This is a genomic window from Prevotella pallens, from assembly GCF_900454935.1.
Taxonomy (GTDB): Bacteria; Bacteroidota; Bacteroidia; order Bacteroidales; family Bacteroidaceae; genus Prevotella; species Prevotella pallens.
The window spans coordinates 1-20,950 of sequence record NZ_UGTP01000002.1 but is presented as its reverse complement, the minus strand read 5'-3'; the positions used below and the strand labels follow the sequence as shown (position 1 = coordinate 20,950).

13 protein-coding genes are annotated in these 20,950 nt (G+C 39.5%); 6 read left to right on the top strand and 7 right to left on the bottom strand.

Annotation, left to right across the window (positions count from 1 at the left end; translation table 11 throughout):
• The first annotated feature begins 357 nt into the window (after window positions 1–357).
• On the top strand, window positions 358–2,019 hold the full coding sequence (locus DX009_RS09280; protein ID WP_115083120.1) for an IS1182 family transposase: 1,662 nt from the start codon (window positions 358–360) through the stop codon (window positions 2,017–2,019).
• A gap of 112 nt (window positions 2,020–2,131) precedes the next feature.
• Here DX009_RS09280 and rho read toward each other — a convergent pair whose 3' ends face one another.
• The 6 genes from rho to DX009_RS09250 all read right to left on the bottom strand — a co-directional run bounded on the left by rho (window position 2,132) and on the right by DX009_RS09250 (window position 10,360).
• Entirely contained in the window at window positions 2,132–4,174 is a 2,043-nt protein-coding gene (rho, locus tag DX009_RS09275) for a transcription termination factor Rho (protein WP_115083868.1), read from the bottom strand.
• Window positions 4,175–4,331: 157 nt separating this feature from the next.
• The gene (locus tag DX009_RS09270) at window positions 4,332–5,375 is read right to left on the bottom strand and encodes a DHH family phosphoesterase (protein WP_006046227.1); all 1,044 of its coding nucleotides are present in this window, start codon (window positions 5,373–5,375) and stop codon (window positions 4,332–4,334) included.
• Between the two features lie 76 nt (window positions 5,376–5,451).
• On the bottom strand, window positions 5,452–6,363 hold the full coding sequence (locus tag DX009_RS09265) for a glycosyltransferase family protein (RefSeq protein WP_115083867.1): 912 nt from the start codon (window positions 6,361–6,363) through the stop codon (window positions 5,452–5,454).
• Window positions 6,364–7,066: 703 nt separating this feature from the next.
• Window positions 7,067–8,473 (bottom strand): tRNA lysidine(34) synthetase TilS, encoded by a 1,407-nt coding sequence (tilS, locus tag DX009_RS09260; RefSeq protein WP_115083866.1) that lies wholly within the window; start codon window positions 8,471–8,473, stop codon window positions 7,067–7,069.
• Window positions 8,463–9,674: a class I SAM-dependent rRNA methyltransferase gene (locus DX009_RS09255; protein WP_115083865.1), complete on the bottom strand. Its 1,212-nt coding sequence runs from the start codon at window positions 9,672–9,674 to the stop codon at window positions 8,463–8,465. The genes tilS and DX009_RS09255 overlap by 11 nt, the downstream gene beginning before the upstream one ends.
• A gap of 2 nt (window positions 9,675–9,676) precedes the next feature.
• Window positions 9,677–10,360 carry a 3'-5' exonuclease gene (locus DX009_RS09250; RefSeq protein WP_006046221.1) on the bottom strand — a complete coding sequence of 228 codons (684 nt, stop codon included), beginning with the start codon at window positions 10,358–10,360 and terminating at the stop codon, window positions 9,677–9,679.
• A gap of 102 nt (window positions 10,361–10,462) precedes the next feature.
• Here DX009_RS09250 and DX009_RS09245 point away from each other — a divergent pair, with 102 nt between their 5' ends.
• Both DX009_RS09245 and DX009_RS09240 read left to right on the top strand, forming a co-directional pair.
• The gene (locus DX009_RS09245) at window positions 10,463–12,910 is read left to right on the top strand and encodes an FtsK/SpoIIIE family DNA translocase (protein ID WP_115083864.1); all 2,448 of its coding nucleotides are present in this window, start codon (window positions 10,463–10,465) and stop codon (window positions 12,908–12,910) included.
• A gap of 24 nt (window positions 12,911–12,934) precedes the next feature.
• Window positions 12,935–13,546 carry a LolA-like putative outer membrane lipoprotein chaperone gene (locus tag DX009_RS09240; protein WP_115083863.1) on the top strand — a complete coding sequence of 204 codons (612 nt, stop codon included), beginning with the start codon at window positions 12,935–12,937 and terminating at the stop codon, window positions 13,544–13,546.
• 988 nt (window positions 13,547–14,534) lie between these two features.
• Here DX009_RS09240 and feoB read toward each other — a convergent pair.
• Window positions 14,535–17,051, bottom strand: a complete 2,517-nt coding sequence (gene feoB / locus DX009_RS09235; RefSeq protein ID WP_115083862.1) for a ferrous iron transport protein B — start codon at window positions 17,049–17,051, stop codon at window positions 14,535–14,537.
• Between the two features lie 432 nt (window positions 17,052–17,483).
• On the opposite strand from feoB, the gene DX009_RS09230 reads away from it, so the two are divergent.
• From DX009_RS09230 to DX009_RS09220, 3 genes are all read left to right on the top strand, one after another.
• Entirely contained in the window at window positions 17,484–18,521 is a 1,038-nt protein-coding gene (locus tag DX009_RS09230; RefSeq protein WP_115083861.1) for a YeiH family protein, read from the top strand.
• A 114-nt stretch (window positions 18,522–18,635) separates the two neighbouring features.
• Window positions 18,636–19,643, top strand: coding sequence for a glycosyl transferase family 90 (locus DX009_RS09225; RefSeq protein ID WP_115083860.1), 1,008 nt, complete (start codon window positions 18,636–18,638; stop codon window positions 19,641–19,643).
• A gap of 710 nt (window positions 19,644–20,353) precedes the next feature.
• On the top strand, window positions 20,354–20,950 hold a 597-nt coding region (locus tag DX009_RS09220; protein WP_147278675.1), incomplete at its 3' end, for a transposase.

Here is a 20,950-nt window from a genome sequence, read left to right as displayed (position 1 = left end):
GGTAGAACCTAAACATATTGTGTTTTATTGTCGAGTAGATTGTCTGCCTTTGCAATGCAGACACAGTAGGTTACGTCGATTAACAAAGGCAGAGGAGATATCAATAAAGATATAACAGATGTTAGGAAACAATGCATAATGGTACGGACTATACATAATGAGACTAACGACTGATTCGGGTTAAACATTCTTCTATGTTGCAAGAAGAATATTATAGCGCAGAAAGGATATGAAAAAAAGAGGGTGTGTCAAAATGTACACATCCTCTTTTTTATGCACAAAGCCCCGACTTTCTCAAGCCAGGGCTTTGCTATTTCCTAAAGTTTTTGTACCTTTAGGCATTAAAAAAATCTCATTATGACAAAGATACACTTTCGTTCTTACATACACAAGAAAATGATTCTTTTTCCTCAAAGAATTGATAAGGATATCGCAGAAGATGATCCTGTTCGTCTTTTAGACGCCTTGGTGGATAATCTTATGTTGGATAATGTCTACAAGCTTTATAAGCCCAGTGGTCGCAAGCCTTATCATCCACAAATGATGCTCAAGGTGATTCTTTACGCCTATATGAATAATATCTATTCCTGCCGTCGTATAGAGTCGCTTCTCAAGCGTGACATTCATTTCATCTATCTGGCAGGATATGAGCAGCCTGATTTTATTACCATCAATCGTTTTCGTAATCGTGCGAAAAAGGAAATCAACAATATCTTTACACAAGTCGTATTAGTACTTGCAGCCAAAGGTTTGATAAGTCTTGACGTTGAATATATTGACGGCACAAAGATAGAATCGAAAGCCAACAAGTATACCTTCGTTTGGAAGAGAACCGTGGAAAAGAACCGCGCCAAGTTGCAGGAACAAATACGCACACTCTTGCTTCAAGTTGATGATGTCATAGCGCAGGACAATGCCGCTAAGAGAGAAGGTGTCGAGTTTACTGCAGCTCTGCTCGATGAGATATCCGAGGAATTGAACAAGTCTTTGGAATCAGTCCCTGAGCCTAAGACAAAAGAAGAGAAGCAGGCTGTTAGAACCAAGAAAAAACAGCTTAAAGAGCTAGAGAAGAAACGTAATAAACTCCAGGAGTATGACCAACACCTTGAGGTTATGGGCGAGAGAAACTCCTACAGCAAGACCGATCCTGATGCCACGTTTATGCACATGAAGGAGGATGCTATGCGGAACGGACAGACTAAGCCTGGATATAATCTGCAGATAGCAACTGAGAACCAGTTTATCACCGACTTTGCACTCTATGCTAATCGTACAGATACACTCACACTACCTTCTTTCTTGGAGTCTTTCAAATCACGCTATCATCGTTATGCCAAGACAGTCGTAGCCGATTCAGGGTATGGCTCCGAGGAGAACTATCTGTTCATGGACGTACATAATATGGAAGCCTATGTGAAGTATAACTACTTCCATAAAGAGCAGCGTCCACGTTACACACCTAACCCATTCAGTCCCGCAAGCCTTTACTATAATAAGGAACAGGATTTCTACGTCTGCCCTATGGGACAGCATATGAAACGTATAGGCATGAAGCGTTCCCTAACCTCTAACGGATTCGTTACTTACAGCGTACGTTATCAGGCAGAACGCTGTGATGGTTGTCCGTTGAGAGGCTCATGTTTTAAGGCAAGAGGGAACAGAATTATAGAAGTAAACCACCAACTACAGCACTATAAACAAAAGGCACGGGAACTACTGACCTCTAAAGAAGGCATCAAGCATCGAGGACAAAGGTGCATAGAACCTGAAGCTGTTTTTGGACAAACAAAATATAATAAGACCTACAAGAGGTTTAGGCATTTTGGAAAAGACAAGGTCAATATGGACTTTGCCTTCTTTGCTATAGCCTTTAACATAGGGAAAATGTGTAGAAAAACCAATCTCAAGGAACTAAAAGACATTATGGAGGTACTTTTAGGCACCTTCAGATGCTCTATACAAGTTTATATAGGCTATTTAAAGCCCAATAAATCATTTTATATGAAATTAGCAGCATAGCTGCAGTAATTAACGAATTATGTGGTAGACAAGGTAAAGGGAGAATAAAAAGAGGATGTATCAATTTTGACACACCCCCCTTTTCAGAAGTATTTATAAATGATTGATAGGTTTATCCATTCATTGATAAGAGGAACTCATTGTTGTCATGGGTTCGTAACATTCTATCGTGAATAGAGTTCATAGCCTCTATTGGATTCATATCTGCAATGTACTTACGGAGAATCCACATACGATCGATAGTAGTTTTATCCTGTAGCAAGTCGTCGCGACGAGTGCTCGAAGCAACCAGATTGACAGATGGGAAGATACGTTTATTGCTGAGTGAACGGTCGAGTTGCAACTCCATATTACCAGTTCCTTTAAACTCTTCGAATATCACCTCATCCATCTTAGAACCTGTATCAATAAGTGCCGTTGCTATAATTGTGAGCGAACCGCCACCTTCTATATTACGCGCAGCACCAAAAAAGCGTTTTGGTTTTTGTAGTGCGTTGGCATCAACACCCCCTGTTAGTACCTTTCCAGAAGCAGGGGCTACTGTGTTATATGCTCGCGCAAGACGTGTAATAGAGTCAAGAAATATAACAACATCGTGGCCGCATTCCACCATTCGTTTTGCCTTCTCAAGCACAATTCCTGCAATTTTCACGTGGCGCTCTGCTGGTTCATCGAAGGTAGAGGCTATTACCTCTGCATTAACAGTGCGTGCCATATCGGTAACCTCTTCTGGGCGTTCGTCTATAAGTAGCATCATCAGATAGGCTTCTGGGTGATTTGCCGCTATAGCATTAGCAATATCTTTCATTAAGATAGTTTTACCCGTTTTTGGTTGTGCCACTATTAGCGCACGTTGTCCCTTACCAATAGGCGAGAAGAGGTCTACCACACGTGTAGAAAGATTTGTTGTGCGTGGGTCGCCACACAGTGTAAACTTCTCGTCAGGGAACAATGGTGTTAGATGTTCGAACGATACGCGATCTCTAACTTCCGATGGTGCACGACCATTTATCATATCTATAGATGTAAGAGGGAAATATTTCTCTCCTTCATGTGGTGGTCTAACGTGGCATTCCACTACATCGCCTGTCTTTAAACCATTTTGCTTAATTTGGTTTGCAGGCACATATACATCGTCAGGCGACGATAGGTAGTTATAGTCGCTAGATCTTAAGAAGCCATAACCATCGGGCATAACTTCTAATACACCGTTAGCTTTAATTATATTGTTAAAGTCATAAGCGGGAGCATTGTCTTGGCGTGTTGCCGATTCGTTGTAATATGATGCTTGGTTGTTATCAGTAGGTATTGTTGGACGGTCGAACATATCGTACGATGGCACCATACCCTGGTCTTCAACCGGAATATCTACCACTGTAATAAAGTCTGTTCCATCTCCGGGGTCGCCTTCCCATACACCGTCTCGTCCCATATTTTCAGTATCTTCCATCTGCTCGTTGTGTGCATTTACCTTTGCTTGGAGCTGTTCGAGAAGATTCTCTGTAGTTTCGCTTTCGTTTGTTTCTCCGTTTTCTGATACGAATTCAGCTTCAGGAATCACCACGTCATCTGTATTGTTAGCGGGAGTTTCTGTTTCAACAACCTCTTCCGTTGGCTTTGTTGTTGTTTCTGCTGCTGTTGTTTCAACAGGTGTTTCTGTAGAAGTTTCTGTTACAGTTTTGTTAGTTTCCTCTGCAGCACTTTCCTCTTTTACGCTACTCTTCGGAGTTTCTTCAACAGTTGTCTTTGCAGTTGTTTGTGTATCTTCTTTCTTTTTTCGTCCACGCTTTTTTGGAGCTTCTGCCGGTTTCTCAATTTCTGCTTCTTGCTTTTCACTAGTTTGTGTGTCTGGTAAATCTTTAAACAAACTGGGTGATGTGTTGTTCTGCACTTTGTTTTTTTGTAGGTCGAAGTTTTCTCCTTCTTTTCCATGAACGGTATAAACCTTGTCGGAATCCTTCTTTGTTATCCTCGTACGCTTACGCTTTGTTGTTCCCATAGGGTGTGATATGCCGGCGTTTACTGCCTGCCTATCTAATATGGCATAGATGATAGCCTCTTTGTCGTCAGACTTTTTATAGTCCACCTCAAGGTCTTTGGCAATATTCTCCAATTCGGGAATATCCTTTTCTAAAAGTTCTTCTTTACTAAACATAAAGTATTTATGTATGGGTTATATCGAAATTTTGATATTGTGGAGATAAAGGTTTCAGAAGCGAAACCTTATGTTTTCAAATCGTCTGCAAAGGTAAGAGATTTATCTGGATATAACAAATGATTGACTATTTTTTTTGTATTGTATTTTAATTCTTTTATTTTCGTTTTAGTTCGTCTTGGAATGCGAGCAATGCTTTTAGTACTATTTGTTCGGCTTCAGCTATTGAGCAATATAGTTTTCCGCCAGAAGCATCAGCGTGTCCGCCTCCGTTAAAGAACTGAACCGCCATTGGCTGACAGTGGAAACCGTTGCTTGAGCGTAGGCTAACCAATACGAGATTGTGGCGTTCGGTGTCTTCGCGTAGCGATATGCTTAGTTTCAGTCCTTTTATTTGTAGTGGTGAATTTACAACGCCTTCTAAATCGCCTTTTATAAAGTGGAAACGGTGCATATCTTCTTTTGTTACTATGAAATAAGATGCGTGCAATTCGTTTACAACCTTCATTTTATTGGCTATGATGTGTGCTCTAAAGCGTAGTGCATTAACCGAATAGTTATGAAAAACTCGGTTATATATGTTATCTTTATCAATGCCTTTCGATAGTAATTGTCCTATTACGAAGTATATTTCTGGACGTGTAGAGTTGTAGGTAAAGCCTCCTGTATCGGTCATCATACCACAATAAATGCACTGTGCACAGTCTTTTGTCATATCGTTGTATCCTCCCAGCTGGCTAATGATGTAGAATATCATTTCGCTTGTGCTCGACATGTTGGGTTGCGATATGGTTATAGCATTGTCTGTTTGTGGTTCTAAGTGATGATCAATGAGTATTCGCTTTGCTTTGCAGCCTTCGAGAGTGCTTCTCATTGCCTCTACACGTGCATATTGGTTAAAGTCTAAGCAACAAACAAGGTCGGCTCTATTGAATGTTTCTTGCACTTTTTCGGGGTTCTTGTCGTATCGTAGTACAGTGTTTGCTTCTGGCAACCATTGTAAGAAGTCGGGATATGCATCTGGCATACACACTGTTACATCTGTCTTTCCTATTTGGTTAAGATACGATTTCCACGCTAATGAAGACCCTAAGGCATCTCCATCGGGCGATTTATGTGCACAAATAACGATGTGTTCGGCTTCGATTATAAGTTGTTGCAACTGTTTAGCTTCTGCATTGTCTAATAAATTAATATTCATCTGCCTTTATTTTCTTCTCATGTGTATGCTATTTCGATACTTGGGAGTATCGAAATAGCTTAAAGTAGCTTTGTGTTTAGAATAGCTTTTTGGGGTAGATACCTTCGTCTACTAGTTTTTTTATCCGTGCCACAACACCGTCTCTGTCTGCTGGATAGGTTACACCGAACCATGTGCTTGTGGTATCAAGCACGTCTACTGTGGCTGTTCCATCGTTAATAAGTTTGTTTACCATTGTTGGAATGTAGTATTCAGACTTCTTATTTTCTATGTTCTTTGGATTAGAAAGAAACTCTTTGAAATAGCTTTCGCTGTATTCGAAGTAGTCTGGCGTAAATCCCCACATGTTCATAGAGGTGGGTGTATTGTCTGGAACTCTGGTCCAACTACCATCTTCGTTCATATATTGCACTTTACCATCGCGACGTTCTATTTTTGTTCTCTCTACAACGGTGGTTAGGTGTCCCTGTTCGTTGGTGCTGCATAAGCCTCGCGACACTGTTCCATTTTCGCTAAGGGTGTTTCCAACACGAAATCCTACCATTGCATACTTGTTTTCTGAGCCTTCAGAAAGGTTGGCAAGAAACTTCCCAATCACCATAAATGCATCACGATTGTAAAAGTCGTCGCAATTAATAACGCAGAAAGGTTCGTGCACAACGGGCTTTGCCATAAGTACAGCGTGGTTGGTTCCCCATGGTTTTTCTCTTCCTTCGGGCACCGTAAAGCCTTCTGGCAGTGCATCAACGCTTTGGAATACGAGTTCTGCAGGTATATGCCCTTCGTATTTAGATAGCACTTTCTCACGGAATTGTGCTTCGAAATCCTTACGAATGATAAAAACGATTTTCCCAAAACCGGCTTTTATCGCATCGTATATAGAGTAATCCATGATGGTTTCGCCGTTTGGTCCTAATCCGTCTAGCTGCTTTAAGCCACCATAGCGGCTACCCATACCAGCTGCAAGAAGTAATAATGTTGGTTTCATTTCCTTTATGTGTTAATGATTTTCTACTCTGAAAATAATTCTATTAATATTGCAAAGGTACAAAAAAGTTTGGAAACTAATATATAATAAGGTGTAGAATATAAAATATTGTGGCTTACTGGGAGAATAGAAAGAAAGGATATATGGTGCAGAAGGTGATAGGGAGCTGTAGAGTATGTGGTTGTGTTCGGTAGAAAATGGGTAGGCAATTTATAAACTGTGTCTACTGGCTACTTTGCAATGTAATAAACTGTGTGTTATTATAGGAGAAATCTGTTAGATGTTTGTTGTACTTGTTTTAGTCGTCTGTAACGTTCGTTTCAGATATCTGTCGTGTTCGTTTCAGATATCTGTCAGTATTGTTTCAGATATCTGTCAGAAATACCACCTTTATATGCCTATATTATTATACGTAAAAGATGCTGGTTCAACTAAATATTGAAGATGTTTGAATACTATTATATCAATGTGTTGGTTTAAGCGTTTTGTATATCTATTTGGATAGCAATATATTACTTATTATCTGGTATTATGGGTGTAGGGGTTGTTACATTCAGTTTTTCTTTCAAAGTGTTTTCGGCTATTTTCTGCTGTTCGCTTTTAGCCTCTAATTAGTTATGAGCTTGCTATTGAGGAATGTTGTCTGCGAAATATATTTCCAATGTTCTTGCTAATATATGGTTAATAGTTGCAGTAGTTATTACTACTTATTAGCTTCTTCTGCAGATATAAAACGAATGTGCAATGCTGTGGTTGTAGACTTGCTTATGCGGTATATATCGCTGGAACGGCGTCCAACCACCCATATAATTTCTCCGTTTCCATCGACTAAAACAAGTTGTTGGCGTTTACTAATGGTGTCTATTTTAAGGTTGGTTAGATAGTCGCTAACGAGTTTTGTCCCCCTCATTCCAAAAGGGTGAAAGCGGTCTGCCACCTTAATACGACGCAGAGTGAGCGGAAAATGCACAGCGGCTTTGTCTACAACAATGTGGTTTGAATTTGTTGGAATAGCGAAATTGCTATCTACAATAGCTTCTTTTATTTCTATTTTATATTGCTTCGAGTAGACATATCTTCCCGTTTCGGGTATTCGTAATGTTTTTGGAACAGTTGTTTCGTGTCGCGATAAAAGCATCATTTTTCTATCGAACAAAATGGTGTAACTATCTGCAATATATTCTTTTCCACTATTAGACGATAGCGAAGAAGCAATATTATTTATCTGCAATGAAGTAAATCCGTAGGGAGTGAGTAAGAAAAACAAGAAATATTCGGGCGAAACATATTTTTGTAGTGCAGCTATGTTTATGCTAAGGTTGGGTAGTGTTTGTTCTGATGTGCCTTTCTGTAGCTGTGCAAACAACGTTTCGATATCTGTGTTTGTGGTGGAAACAATGTGTGGAAAAGCACTTCTTATAGAGTCATTAATAATTCTGTTTGCTTCGGTAAGGTGTTCCGACATTTTTGTTACGGCGTTATCGAACGATGGGTTAATCTCTTTCAGTTTTGGAATAACCTCTAATCGAAGCTTATTTCGTTTTACATCGGCAATAAGGTTAGTGCTGTCGGTAACAAAAGTCTGTTTTTTCGTGCTTAAATAAGTTTCTATTTCTGCTTTAGAGCAACAGAGTAACGGTCTAATAATGTAGCCGTTAATGGGTTGAATACCCATCAACCCACGTAAGCCTGTACCTCTAACAAGATTTAATAAGACGGTTTCAACCGAGTCGTCGCAGTGGTGAGCAATGCAAACAGCATCGGCACTAATGTCGTGTCTCAGAGCTTCGAAATAGTTATAACGCAACGTGCGCGCTGCCATTTCTATGCTTACTTTATGTAATTTGGCATATTCTGCTGTATAAAAGTGTATTAGGTGCAGTTCTATATGGTTCTCTCTACATAGTTTTATGCAGAAGTCTTCGTCTCGTTGGCTCTCTTCTCCGCGCAAGTGGAAATTGCAATGCGCCGCTTCAACGTGAAAGCCTAATTCCTTTAAAATCAGTAACAGCGCTACACTGTCAGCCCCTCCAGACAGTCCAACTATATACCGACCATTTAAACGTAGTAGCTTGTGGGTGTTGATATATGTTTTTACCTTATTCAACATAGAGCACTAATCCCTTTAGATACTCTCCTTCGAGGTGATATATATTTATGGGGTGGTCGGCAGGCTGGTGTATTTGGTGCAATATTCTAACCTTTCTACCAGCTTGAGCAGCAGCAGTAAACACAGCCTGACGAAAGTTTTCCTTTGTTACAACCTGTGAGCAGCTGAATGTAAACAATATTCCACCCTTCTTAATACGTTCAAAACCCTTTACATTTAGGCGTGTATATCCACGCAATCCGTTCTTTAAGGCACTTCTATGTTTGGCGAAAGCAGGTGGATCGAGCACTATAAGGTCGTATTTTCCATCGTTATTGTCCAGATATTTAAAAGCATCTTCGCAGAACGCTTGGTGTCTGTTATCGTTTGGAAAGTTCAACGCAATATTTTTATTGGTGAGTTCTATCGCCTTTGCCGAACTGTCTACAGAGTGTACCACCTTTGCACCTCCTCGCATAGCATATACAGAGAATCCGCCTGTATAGCAAAACATGTTCAGCACTGTGCGTCCTTTGGCATAGTGTTCTAATAAGCTACGGTTTTCGCGTTGGTCTATAAAGAAGCCCGTTTTTTGCCCTTTCAGCCAGTCTATATGAAATTTAAGTCCGTTTTCAATAGCTATATCGTTGTCGGTATTGCCGTAAATAAAGCTATTTTCTTGTCCTAATTCAGCCTTAAAGGGTAGGGTGGTTTCGCTTTTATAGTATATACTGTCAATTTTATCCCCCATAATGTTGCGCAATGCATCAGCAATTTCGTAGCGACTGACGTGCATTCCCACCGAGTGAGCCTGCATAACACACGTTGTTCCATATACATCAACAATCAATCCGGGGAGATTGTCGCCCTCTCCGTGTACTAAGCGATAAGTTGTATTTACAGTATTATGTTTATCGGTATCCACTTTTTCGGCAGGTCTAATAACGTCGATGGCTTCTCTAACTTCCATTGCCGCCTTTAAACGAGCTTGCCAAAAGTTGGCATTAATAGGCACATCGTGAAACGAGAGAATACGAACGCTGATAGAACCTATTTGAAAATGGCCCACTCCCATAAACTCTCCATCGTGCGTGTAAACTCTTACCAGTTCGCCTTCTTCTAATGGTTCGTCCATTTTAAGTATGGCACCAGAGAATACCCATGGGTGCTGGCGTTGCAAACTCTCTTCTTTTCCTTTCTTTAAAACTATCTTTTTATACATCGCTACATATTTTTTTGTGTGTCATTAGTGCCACTTTCATCGATGTTTTTAGTAGTTTCAGGTTCATCTGTTGGCACTATTACGGTTTCGTAATTGTGTGTTTTATGAAGTTCTTCTAATCGTTCGTAAAGTTGAATGCACGTCCACGCATCTGTGGCAGCATATATTTTTTGCTGTTCTGTTAGTATGGGAGCCTCCCAATTGGATAATTGTTGTCGTTTGGTAATGCGTTCATGGAAAAGGTTTGCATATAATTTCTGTAAGCTAAGGTCTTCTATTCCAAATTCGCTTACAATGTTCTGCAAGTCAATAAAACGTCCAATCTTAAATTCGGCACGCTGATGTAGCATACTAAAATCGTCGTGTAAAGAGAGTCCTACTTTAAGAACAGTAGTATCTTCAAGCAGTCTAACTATACACGCAGGCATACCTATTAAGTTTAAACGAAATAAAAAACACACGTCTTTAGTGCTAACCTGTAAGAGTGCAACCTTATGATGTTGCCCTTTTTTGAATACTGGACGTGTTTCAGAATCGATACCAAGAATATCGGCAGATAGTAGAAAATCGACAGCCTTATTAGCCTCCGTCTCAGTAATCACTACTATTATTTTGCCTGGAAATGTTACCCTGGGCAGGTCAGAGATATTCTTCTTATCGAACTTATTATATAATTTAGTAACCATAATGTACTGTTTCGTTTTGCAAATTTAGCAAAATCTTCTGAAAAGATATCCGATTATATCGCTTTTTTTTAGTACTTTTGCATTTGATTTAAACATTCAGTAATGGCTAAAAAGAAAAAGGAGAAGACTCCAAAGACATTTAGTGAGGCTATTGGCGCACATTATATTATAAACGATAAGACAGGATTTGTATTGGGGATTGTTTTACTTTGTCTTGCCTTATACGTATTAGTGGCTTTCATAAGTTATTTTTCTACTGGCGAAGCTGACCAAAGTTTAGTTACTGCATTACGGCCAGGCGAGATAGAGAATTCAACGAAAGTGTTTCAAAATAGTTGTGGATCTGTGGGGGCACTGCTCTCTTACTTCCTTATAGCACGCTGTTTTGGAATTCCTGCTTTCATTATTCCGCTTTATATTATACTTTGTGGCGTGAGAATGATAAAGGCTTACGAGAAGATAAACTTATGGAAGTGGTTCTTTGGAATGGCGTTGATAATGGTTTGGAGTTCTATTACTTTCGCAAAATTCCTTACTCCGTTAATGGGCGACAATATATTTAACCCTGGTGGAGACCACGGTGCTTTCGTTGTAGAATATGTTGAAAACATCATAGGCTCGCCTGGATTGATAGCTATACTTGCCATTACAATGATTGCTTTCCTTACTTATCTTACTTCAGAGACTATCACTGTGATTAAGAAGTTGCTAAATCCAGTGGGATATTTACGCGATAAGGTGAAGTTTACTATCGTCCAACATAACATTGAGAAAGATAAAATTGGCGAAAGCACTCAAGAAATGGAAACTGCGGCAGTAGAGAAACTGCAAAATATAGAAGCTCAAACGGTGGAGTTTCTCGACGATGATGTGCCAAATGTAGTTATAAACCCAAACACTAAAGATAAGAAAAACACAAAAGAAGATGATTCTAAACCTACTGACAACAGTGAAATAGGAATAGAAGTTGATATACCTGAAGCGGTAGAAAAAGCACAAGGTAAAGTTGTTGCTGGTGCAACAGACCTTACTTCGCCTATTAATCCGCACGAACCTTTCATTAACTGGAAGTACCCAACCCTTAATTTGCTTAAACAATACGACTCTGATAACAACGTAAACTTTGTTGATAAAGAGGAGTTGGAAGCGAATAAAAATCGCATTATAAAAGTCCTCAACGACTTCGGTGTGCAAATTCGTAGCATTCGCGCTACGGTGGGACCCACTATTACGCTATACGAAATAACACCTGCACAGGGTGTACGCATTTCGAAGATAAAGAATTTGGAAGACGACATTGCACTGAGCTTAGCTGCAATTGGTATTCGTATTATAGCGCCAATGCCTGGTAAAGGCACAATAGGTATTGAGGTGCCAAATGCAAAGCCTTCTATTGTGTCGATGTTTTCTATTTTAAATTCGAGAAAGTTCCAAGAAAGTACAATGGAACTGCCTATTGCGTTAGGTAAGACCATTACTAACGATGTATATATGGTGGATTTAGCAAAAATTCCACACTTGCTTGTGGCTGGTGCAACCGGACAAGGTAAGTCGGTAGGACTTAACGCTATTATTACGTCGTTACTATATAAAAAGCACCCGAACGACCTTAAAATAGTGCTGGTAGACCCTAAGAAAGTTGAATTTAGCATATATGCGCCAATTGCTAAGCCATTTATGGCGGCAGTAGAAGAGAACGAAGATGAACCTATAATTACTGATGTGCAAAAGGTGGTAAAGACGTTGAAAGGTCTTTGTGTACTTATGGACAATCGCTACGATATGTTGAAAGCTGCTGGAGCACGTAATATAAAGGAATATAATAGCAAATTCTTGAATCATCAGCTTAATCCTGAAGAGGGACACGAGTTTATGCCATACATTGTTGTTATTATTGACGAGTTTGGCGACCTTATTCTTACAGCAGGAAAAGAGATTGAGATGCCTATTACACGTATTGCTCAGCTTGCGCGTGCTGTTGGTATTCACATGATTATAGCTACACAACGACCTACCACTTCTATTATTACTGGTAATATTAAAGCCAACTTCCCTGGCAGAATAGCTTTCCGTGTGGGTGCTATGATGGATTCGCGTATCATTTTAGACCGTCCTGGTGCGCAACAGCTTGTGGGACGAGGCGATATGCTCTATCTTAATGGTGGAGAACCAACGCGTGTGCAATGTGCTTTTGTTGATACGCCAGAAGTAGAAGATATATCCAAATTCATAGCTACACAGCCGGGTCCTGTTGAACCATTGCTTATTCCTGAGCCTGTAGCAGAAGACGGAGGTATTGCCGGAGGTAGTCTTGATGAAAACTTAGACCCGCTGTTTGAAGATGCGGCGCGGACGATAGTGTTAAATCAACAAGGTTCTACCAGTATGATACAGAGACGTTTCTCTATTGGATATAACCGAGCTGGAAGACTAATGGACCAGATGGAGAAGGCTGGCATTGTGGGAGCAGCACAAGGTTCTAAGCCTCGTGAAGTACTAATAGGCGACGAAATGAGTCTTGAATCGTTGCTCGCAACATTGCATAAGTAAAACGAAAAAGGAGTTATAAAAACGATGAAGATACAACGTAACATTTTATTTGCTTTGACATTTCTATTGTGTGTCAATGCTTTTTCGCAGAGTTCTGCAGATGCAAAGAAAGTTTTAGACAAAACTGCAAAGGTTGTGAGACAACGTGGCGGAGCTGCTGCTAACTTCTCGATTACAGGAGGAGATATGGGCAGAACATCGGGTAGTATTGTAATAAAGGGCAATAAGTTTAAAGCTGTTACACCCGAAACTACCATTTGGTTCGATGGTAAAACGCAGTGGGCATATATGAAAAGCACCAACGAGGTGAATGTTTCTACTCCAAACGAGGCGAAACGCCTTTCTATGAACCCATACGCTTTTATTACTATGTATAAGAATGGCTATCACATTTCTATGAAAACAACTGCTGCAACATACGTTGTGCATTTGCAAGCCATTCACCCTGCACGTAGTATGCAAGAGTTTTATGTTACCATTTCTAAAACTTTTTACCCACAACAAATAAGAATGTTGCAAGGAAAAAAGTGGGTAACTATTAATATTAGTAATTTTAGAACAGCCTCACAGCCTAATTCTTATTTCCAGTTTAAGCACGCTGATGCTCCTTCTGCCGAAATTATCGACTTGCGATAGGGCTGCAACTGCTATCTGTTTGCGAATTTCAATAAACTTATATAACCGTATATATAGGTAATAAGAACCCAAAGCTCTAATAGGAATTTCTATCGTAACACTATCATTTCTATATTCATAGATAATGTTTATTGTTGTTATGTATTCCTATTTTGGAGTGTTTGGTTTATTCTATTGCTAACACCAAATTAATTGTTTTTGGCGAGGTGGTGAATGCGATGAATTAGACGCTACGCTTTGCGAAGTGCGTTTGTATATATTCTGCACACGCTGAATTGTATTCATTACCGAACAATCTGCTATGCGTAGCAAACCACTTCATTTAGCCCTCACTGGCATAAACCAACAAAATATTGTTTTTATTAATCTAAATTGGTTGTAAAAGCATAATACCATTATACATTATTAATAATATCATTCCCCGCCATCTTTCGTAATCTTACCAGTAGTTTTAATAGGCTTTATGGTTTTACTCGAATCTCTAAGTTTGTAATTCATATTGCAAACTTAGAGATTTAAGTTTAATAGTCATCTTTATTTTATTCTGGAAACAACGCATCAGTTTTATAACGAAAATGTGTTTGCTTATAGGTACATTTAAAACAGACATCTAAAACCCGCACGACAGATATCTAAAACGAACACGACAGATATCTGAGACCCACACGACAGATATCTGAAACGAACGTTATAGATATCTAAAGTTTTGCGTTCGCATTTAGAAGCGTTTTGCAACACATTATATGTAACGAAAAATATGTATTGTTGGAAAAGAAAGTTGGTTTATAAATGCTTGGCGTTGATACAATTAATTCCAATAGATAGTTATACCGTACCATCGGCGAATATTGTTTGTGCTGTTCTCTTTCTGATATTAAGAACTATATGTTTGCTGTAAAACAAAAGTACTTAGAAACCCTAAAATGTATAGAGTTTCTAAGCACCTTACAACTTTTGTGGCATTTATGCCATTTGCTTCTCTAAAGCGTTATAAGAAAAAGCTACCTATTTGGAAAACAATAGCACTCACTATCCATGCCAACACCGTAGTGTATACGGCAGCAAATATGCCCCATTTCCAACTACCCGTTTCGCCTTTAATGGCTGCAATGGTGGCTACACATGGAAAGTAGAGCAGAACGAAGAGCAAGAAACAAAAGGCAGTTAGCTGCGCCAATGGTTCGGCTTGCGTGTAGCTAATGTGGTGTTGTTCAGCAACATCGGCTGTCATTTGGTGGCGTAATGCTTCGTATTTATGGCTATCGTTGTTATATTCATTATCATTGCCGAACGAATCGTTGTTTGTATAGAGCACACCCATTGTAGATGCAACAATTTCTTTTGCACCAACTCCAGCCAACAGTCCCACGTCTAATCGCCAATTGAAACCCATTGGACGGAATACAGGTTCAATAGCCTTACCAACTTGTCCCATATAACTCTGTTCTTGTCGGGCTTGCTTGTCAGTATTAGGATTGTCGGGCACAGGAAAATAGCTCAACGCCCACACTATGATGGAAGCAACAAGAATTATTCCACCCATTTTTTTAAGATATTGTCGTCCCTTTTCCCACGTATGTCGTCCAATAGCCTTCCATGTAGGAAATCTGTATGGCGGAAGTTCCATAACAAACGGAGTATCTTCGCCCTTCACAAGCGTTTTGGAAAACAGTCGAGCCAGTAGCACCGCCATTGCTATACCTATTATATATAGTAGCAACATAACGCTTGAGCGATATTGAGCAGCAAAGAACGACCCCGTCATCATTATATAGATAGGAAGTCGAGCCGAGCAGCTCATCATAGGAAGTACCAGCATTGTAACCAAACGGCTACGTTTACTCTCTATAGTTCGGGTAGCCATTACAGCGGGAACGTTGCAACCGAAGCCCATTATAAGCGGTATGAACGACTTGCCGTGTAGCCCCATTTTGTGCATGAGGCGGTCCATAATGAATGCAGCCCGTGCCATATAGCCACAGTCTTCCATATATGATATGAAGAAATAGAGTATAAGAATTTGCGGAAGAAACACAATAACGGCACCTACACCTGCAATAGCACCATCTACAAGCATTGCTTTTACAGGACCATCGGGCAAATTGTTGTTTAGCATGTCCGAAATCCATGCCACACCAGCATCAATCCAATCCATCGGATACTGTCCAATAGTGAATGTTGCTGTGAACATAACAAATAGAATAAGGAAGAAAAGCGGAAAGCCAAGATACCTATTGGTAAGAATTTTGTCTATGGTACGTGTTGTTGCGTATGCGTCTTTACCATTGCCAGTGGTGTAGTTGGTTTCTTGCAAAGCCCCGTATATAAATCCATACTTTGCGTCCATAATAGCCGTTTCGCTGTCTTCGCCAGTCTCTTCCTTCACACGCTGAGCAGTTTCGTCTCTGTGTTTCATTATTTCTGTGGCATCTGGAAAAGCAGAAACTATCTGTTCAGCCTCCTTATCGTTCTCAAGCAGTTTTATAGCAAGGTAGCGTGTAGAGTATTTTTGTGCTATATCATATTCTTGTTTCAAATGGTTTTGAATTTCAACAATACCATTTTCTATTTCATGTCCGTGATTTATGTGAATGTGCCTATATAGTGGGCCATCGCTCTTTTGTCCTTCGTAGTTTTGTATTACGGTTCGGAATAATTCCTCAACGCCTCTTCCCGATTTAAACACTGTGGGCACCATAGGGACTCCGAGTAGCGTTCCAAGCTTTATATAGTCTATGTGGTCTCCACGGTTTTCTACCTCGTCGTACATATTTAGTGCACAAACCATAGGCACATTCATATCTATTAGTTGTGTGGTTAGATAGAGATTGCGCTCCAAGTTCGATGCATCTATAACATTAATAACAATGTCTGGTGTCTTCTCTACAATTTGTTTACGTACGTAAAGTTCTTCCGGACTGTAAGCCGACAAGCTGTAAGTGCCGGGTAAGTCTACTAATTCAAAATGGTAACCCAGCATATCGGTATATCCGTACTTAGCATCAACAGTAACACCCGAGTAGTTTCCTACACGTTCGTGTGCTCCCGATGCGAAGTTAAAGAGCGATGTTTTACCACAATTAGGGTTTCCCACCAATGCTACGTTTATGGTATGTAGCTGTTGGTGCACCTTTCTTTCGGCTTCGTTAGCGGGCGAAGATAGTGCACAAACATCGTTTTCTTCTGCCTCTATTGGCGGATTATATGTAGAGTGTGGAATATTTGGTGTAGAACTTTCGGTGTTTTGGTTTGTGTTTTTTGTGTTTGTTTGTTGGTTGTCTGGTGTTGGCACCACTTCAATAAGTTCGGCTTCGTTGCGTCGCAAGCTCACTTCGTATCCCATAATGCGATACTTTACTGGGTCGTGTAGTGGCGCATTTAGTAGTACTTCAACCGTTTTGCCACTAATAAAGCCCATTTCTATGATGCGTTTTCTAAAACCCCCATGCCCTAAAACCTTTATAATTGTACCAGTCTGACCAGTCTTAAGTTCTGATAACTTCATAATCTTGTTCTTTTGTTTGGCAGTAATTCCTTAAATATAAAGAGTATAATGCTCATAGTTTCCATAAATTTATTGGTGTCTCGAAGTATTCTAAATCATTTAGAAATACAAGAAGACTTTGGAACACTTTATGCCTTACATATTTCTTTACGTATGCCAATTATTCATTACAAAAGTACAAATAAATCGTTGGAGGCTATGTAACGTATAACTAAAACTTTGTTAAAATACCTAATAATGGGGATATACACAACACAAGTTCGTAGCTATTCACGTGTATTATATATCTATCTCTCAGAAATTATTATGATTATGTACAACCGAATAAGTGTTTTTTATGTACCTTTGCACACCGAATAAGCAAACAACAACGCTTTGCCAACCTATACAGAGATGGGCAGTGCGCAATAAATAAAGATATAAACAACCTGTATGAAACTTACAAATCAACGTAGAAATATGCTCCATGGTGTACTACTCATGGCGCTTTTTGCGTGCGCAGCCTTCTATTTAGGCGACACAAATGTGGCAAAAACACTATCGTTTTCGCCTATGATAATTGGTATTATTCTGGGTATGCTCTATGCAAACAGCTTGCGTAGCGACTTGCCAGAGACGTGGACACCAGGCATTGTGTTCTGTTCTAAACGCATATTGCGCTTCGGAATTATTCTATATGGGTTTAAACTAACCTTTCAAGACGTTACCAATGTTGGACTTCCAGCCATTATTATCGATGCTATAGTGGTAACAGTAACCATACTGTTGGGCTTGTTTGTGGGACGATTGCTAAAGATGGATCGCAGTATAGCCCTGCTAACAGCTTGCGGAAGTGCCATTTGTGGAGCAGCAGCAGTTATGGGTGTAGACGGTGCAATACGTCCTAAACCATATAAAACAGCCGTTGCTGTGGCAACAGTGGTTATATTTGGAACGCTCTCAATGTTTCTTTATCCAGTTCTGTACCGCTCTGGTGTGTTCGATTTGCCTGCACAACAAATGGGTATTTACGCCGGTTCTACCATTCACGAAGTAGCCCATGTGGTGGGAGCTGGCAATGCAATGGGAGCCGCAATTAGCGATAATGCAATCATAGTGAAAATGATTCGTGTAATGATGTTGGTGCCAGTGCTTATTGTTATTGCCTTTTTTGCAGCCCGAAACGCTGCCAATGGCGAACACATTGAGGGCGAAAAAAAGAAAATACAAGTGCCTTGGTTTGCTATAATGTTCTTATTGGTTATCTGTTTCAACAGTTTCAACCTGCTACCTGCACCAGTAGTGAAAGCTATTGTTACCTTAGATACCTTCCTTTTAACTATGGCTATGACTGCATTAGGAGCTGAAACAAGTATAGATAAGTTTAAAAAGGCAGGCTTCAAACCCTTTTTGCTGGCAGCCATAATATATTGTTGGCTCATTGGCGGTGGCTATTGCTTAGCGCGTTTTGTGGTTCCACTACTAATGTAAAAGTGGAAAGACACAATAGCTCTGAGATGTTATCAACCACGTAAAGCCTCCTATTGGTGATAGAAAAATTATATATATTCCTCTCTCAAAGAAATATCTTTATACAGTAAAGCAATGAATATTACTTTCTGCAGACGACTCTACTACACGTTAAACAGTGGGAAAAATTCTAAACTAAAATACTACATTACGTCTTATCTTTGGGTGTTTACACCACATTGGTTGCTCTCGTTGCTGCGCAAAATGCTGCTTGCTAACGTGCAACAACGTAGCGATTGGAACGAAATTAAGGCACGTGTAGACTACTATAACAGGCTTTGCTCGTCTAAAATAAACCATTCTGTTTTCCAACAAAAAGCCATTAGTCTTGCCCAACAGCAAAAAACAAGTCAATCGGTCTACTATTTAGATTCTTTTCGCTACGCAAAGTCGTTCCCATTAAACAATAAATGGTGTCTTTATCCAGGCGATGTAACCACCGTTCCCAGCGTTCCTTCCATCGTAAAAAGTAGACCGATTGCAGGCGATAATGCCAATTCGGTGTTGCTAAAGCTCGACCGCGTACGCCATTTTCTCTTTGTAAACGACCGTATAAGCTATGCCGACAAACTAAACAAAGTGGTGTTTCGTGGTTTAATAGGTCAGTTCGATAGCCACAACTTAAAGCAAAATCGCTACGATTTTGTACAGAAGTTTTTTGGTAATCCTCTCTTTAATATTGGTGTTATCGATAAGAATATTCCACAATGGCACACCACTAAAATGACTATAAACGAGCATTTAGCCTACAAATTCATAATGGCATTAGAAGGAAACGATGTTGCTAGCAATCTAAAATGGATAATGTCGTCGAACTCTATTGCTGTAATGCCTCGTCCAAAGTACGAAACTTGGTTTATGGAAGGAACTCTGATACCCGACTATCATTACATTGAAGTAGCACCAGACTACTCCGATTTGGAAGCTAAAATAAACTATTATATACAGCACCCACACGAAGCCGAAGCTATAATAGCACACGCTCACGCCCATGTAGCCCGCTTTCGCAATGCTCGTCGCGAATATATAGTGTCTCAACTGGTGCTCTCTAAATATTTTGAAACAACAGAAGTGAAGAACTAGAGTGGGAGAGATGAGAACTGAAAATCATTTTCACCTTATTATATATATACCCCACAGCATAGTAGTTGTAGCATTGTAGAGTTGCATTTGTTGTGTAATGGCTATATATGCGCCATATAATTGCAATTTGCCAATAGCTTTAGAGATGCAAATAATTGCGTTCTCACATCATACATATCTGCAATAGATAAAAAAGAGATGTTGGTTCCATAAATCGTATTTCTATACTTAACATAGCAAGCGTTACGCATTTGTTTATTGATAGTTACGTGTTCGTTTTTCAAAAGATACCTTTTTATTTAACAAGAAACTATCTTTTGTGCGATAAAACTCTATCTTTTGTTTATACACTCTTTGCTATCGTGTTTTCTAATGTGGCATATCTAATATTCTTTCCCAGTAGTGCGGTATACCTATCTTATACTATTGTAAGAACACAATAAACAGATTTTGAATACAAATATCCTAAAAACAATAATCCACGCTATGCGCTTTAGAAAAACAAAGTTTAAATGTTGCTAACCATCTGAAAATACCAATATATCGCACCTATCGTATGTATGTAAAGGCATACAATAAGGCAATACAAGCGTATATAGTCCACCCTTAAAAGCCTAATATTCCTCTGATTCATAGTATATTATGCTATAAATTATTTGCAAATATCTGCAAGTTTTTGTACCTTTACACTATAATTCTTGCAGATATTTATGCTTAAACGTACATCCAAACAGCTCTCTATGTTCTCTTCCTTAGAGGATATGCTTAGTCATCAACATCCCCTTTTCCAACTTAGTAATAAGATTAATTGGGAGAGTTTTGAAAATGCTTTTTCTCCTTTGTATTGCAGCACTAACGGTCGCCCGGCTCATCCAATTCGCCTGATGTGTGGTCTTTTAATTTTAAAACATTTGCGTAATGTGTCGGATGAAATGGTTGTTTTTCAATGGAGCGAGAATGCTTACTACCAATATTTCTGTGGTGGACTTGAATTTATGCCAAAACAACCCTGTGACGCTTCCGAGTTAGTTCACTTCAGAAATCGTATAGGCGAGGAAGGTATGGAGTTAATATTAGCAGAAAGTATCCGCGTTAATACCGACCATGATGACGAAGATCATTTTGATACTGCTTTCATTGATTCTACTGTACAGGAGAAGAATATAACCTATCCTACAGATGCGAAGTTGCATAAAAAGATAATCAAAAACGTTCTGAAGATAGTTCATGACAAGAGTCTTCCTCTACGACAGAGTTATACGCGTACGTTGAAAGGCATTTACCGTTCCCAACGTTTTCGTAATCAT

Excerpts from the sequence above, each read along its gene's own strand:
- DX009_RS09280 (WP_115083120.1), top strand. The coding sequence starts at position 358 with ATGACAAAGATACACTTTCGTTCTTACATACACAAGAAAATGATTCTT.
- DX009_RS09225 (WP_115083860.1), top strand. The coding sequence starts at position 18,636 with ATGAATATTACTTTCTGCAGACGACTCTACTACACGTTAAACAGTGGG.
- DX009_RS09230 (WP_115083861.1), top strand. The coding sequence starts at position 17,484 with ATGAAACTTACAAATCAACGTAGAAATATGCTCCATGGTGTACTACTC.
- DX009_RS09255 (WP_115083865.1), bottom strand. The coding sequence starts at position 9,674 with ATGTATAAAAAGATAGTTTTAAAGAAAGGAAAAGAAGAGAGTTTGCAA.
- rho (WP_115083868.1), bottom strand. The coding sequence starts at position 4,174 with ATGTTTAGTAAAGAAGAACTTTTAGAAAAGGATATTCCCGAATTGGAG.
- DX009_RS09265 (WP_115083867.1), bottom strand. The coding sequence starts at position 6,363 with ATGAAACCAACATTATTACTTCTTGCAGCTGGTATGGGTAGCCGCTAT.
- DX009_RS09250 (WP_006046221.1), bottom strand. The coding sequence starts at position 10,360 with ATGGTTACTAAATTATATAATAAGTTCGATAAGAAGAATATCTCTGAC.
- feoB (WP_115083862.1), bottom strand. The coding sequence starts at position 17,051 with ATGAAGTTATCAGAACTTAAGACTGGTCAGACTGGTACAATTATAAAG.
- tilS (WP_115083866.1), bottom strand. The coding sequence starts at position 8,473 with ATGTTGAATAAGGTAAAAACATATATCAACACCCACAAGCTACTACGT.
- DX009_RS09245 (WP_115083864.1), top strand. The coding sequence starts at position 10,463 with ATGGCTAAAAAGAAAAAGGAGAAGACTCCAAAGACATTTAGTGAGGCT.
- DX009_RS09270 (WP_006046227.1), bottom strand. The coding sequence starts at position 5,375 with ATGAATATTAATTTATTAGACAATGCAGAAGCTAAACAGTTGCAACAA.
- DX009_RS09240 (WP_115083863.1), top strand. The coding sequence starts at position 12,935 with ATGAAGATACAACGTAACATTTTATTTGCTTTGACATTTCTATTGTGT.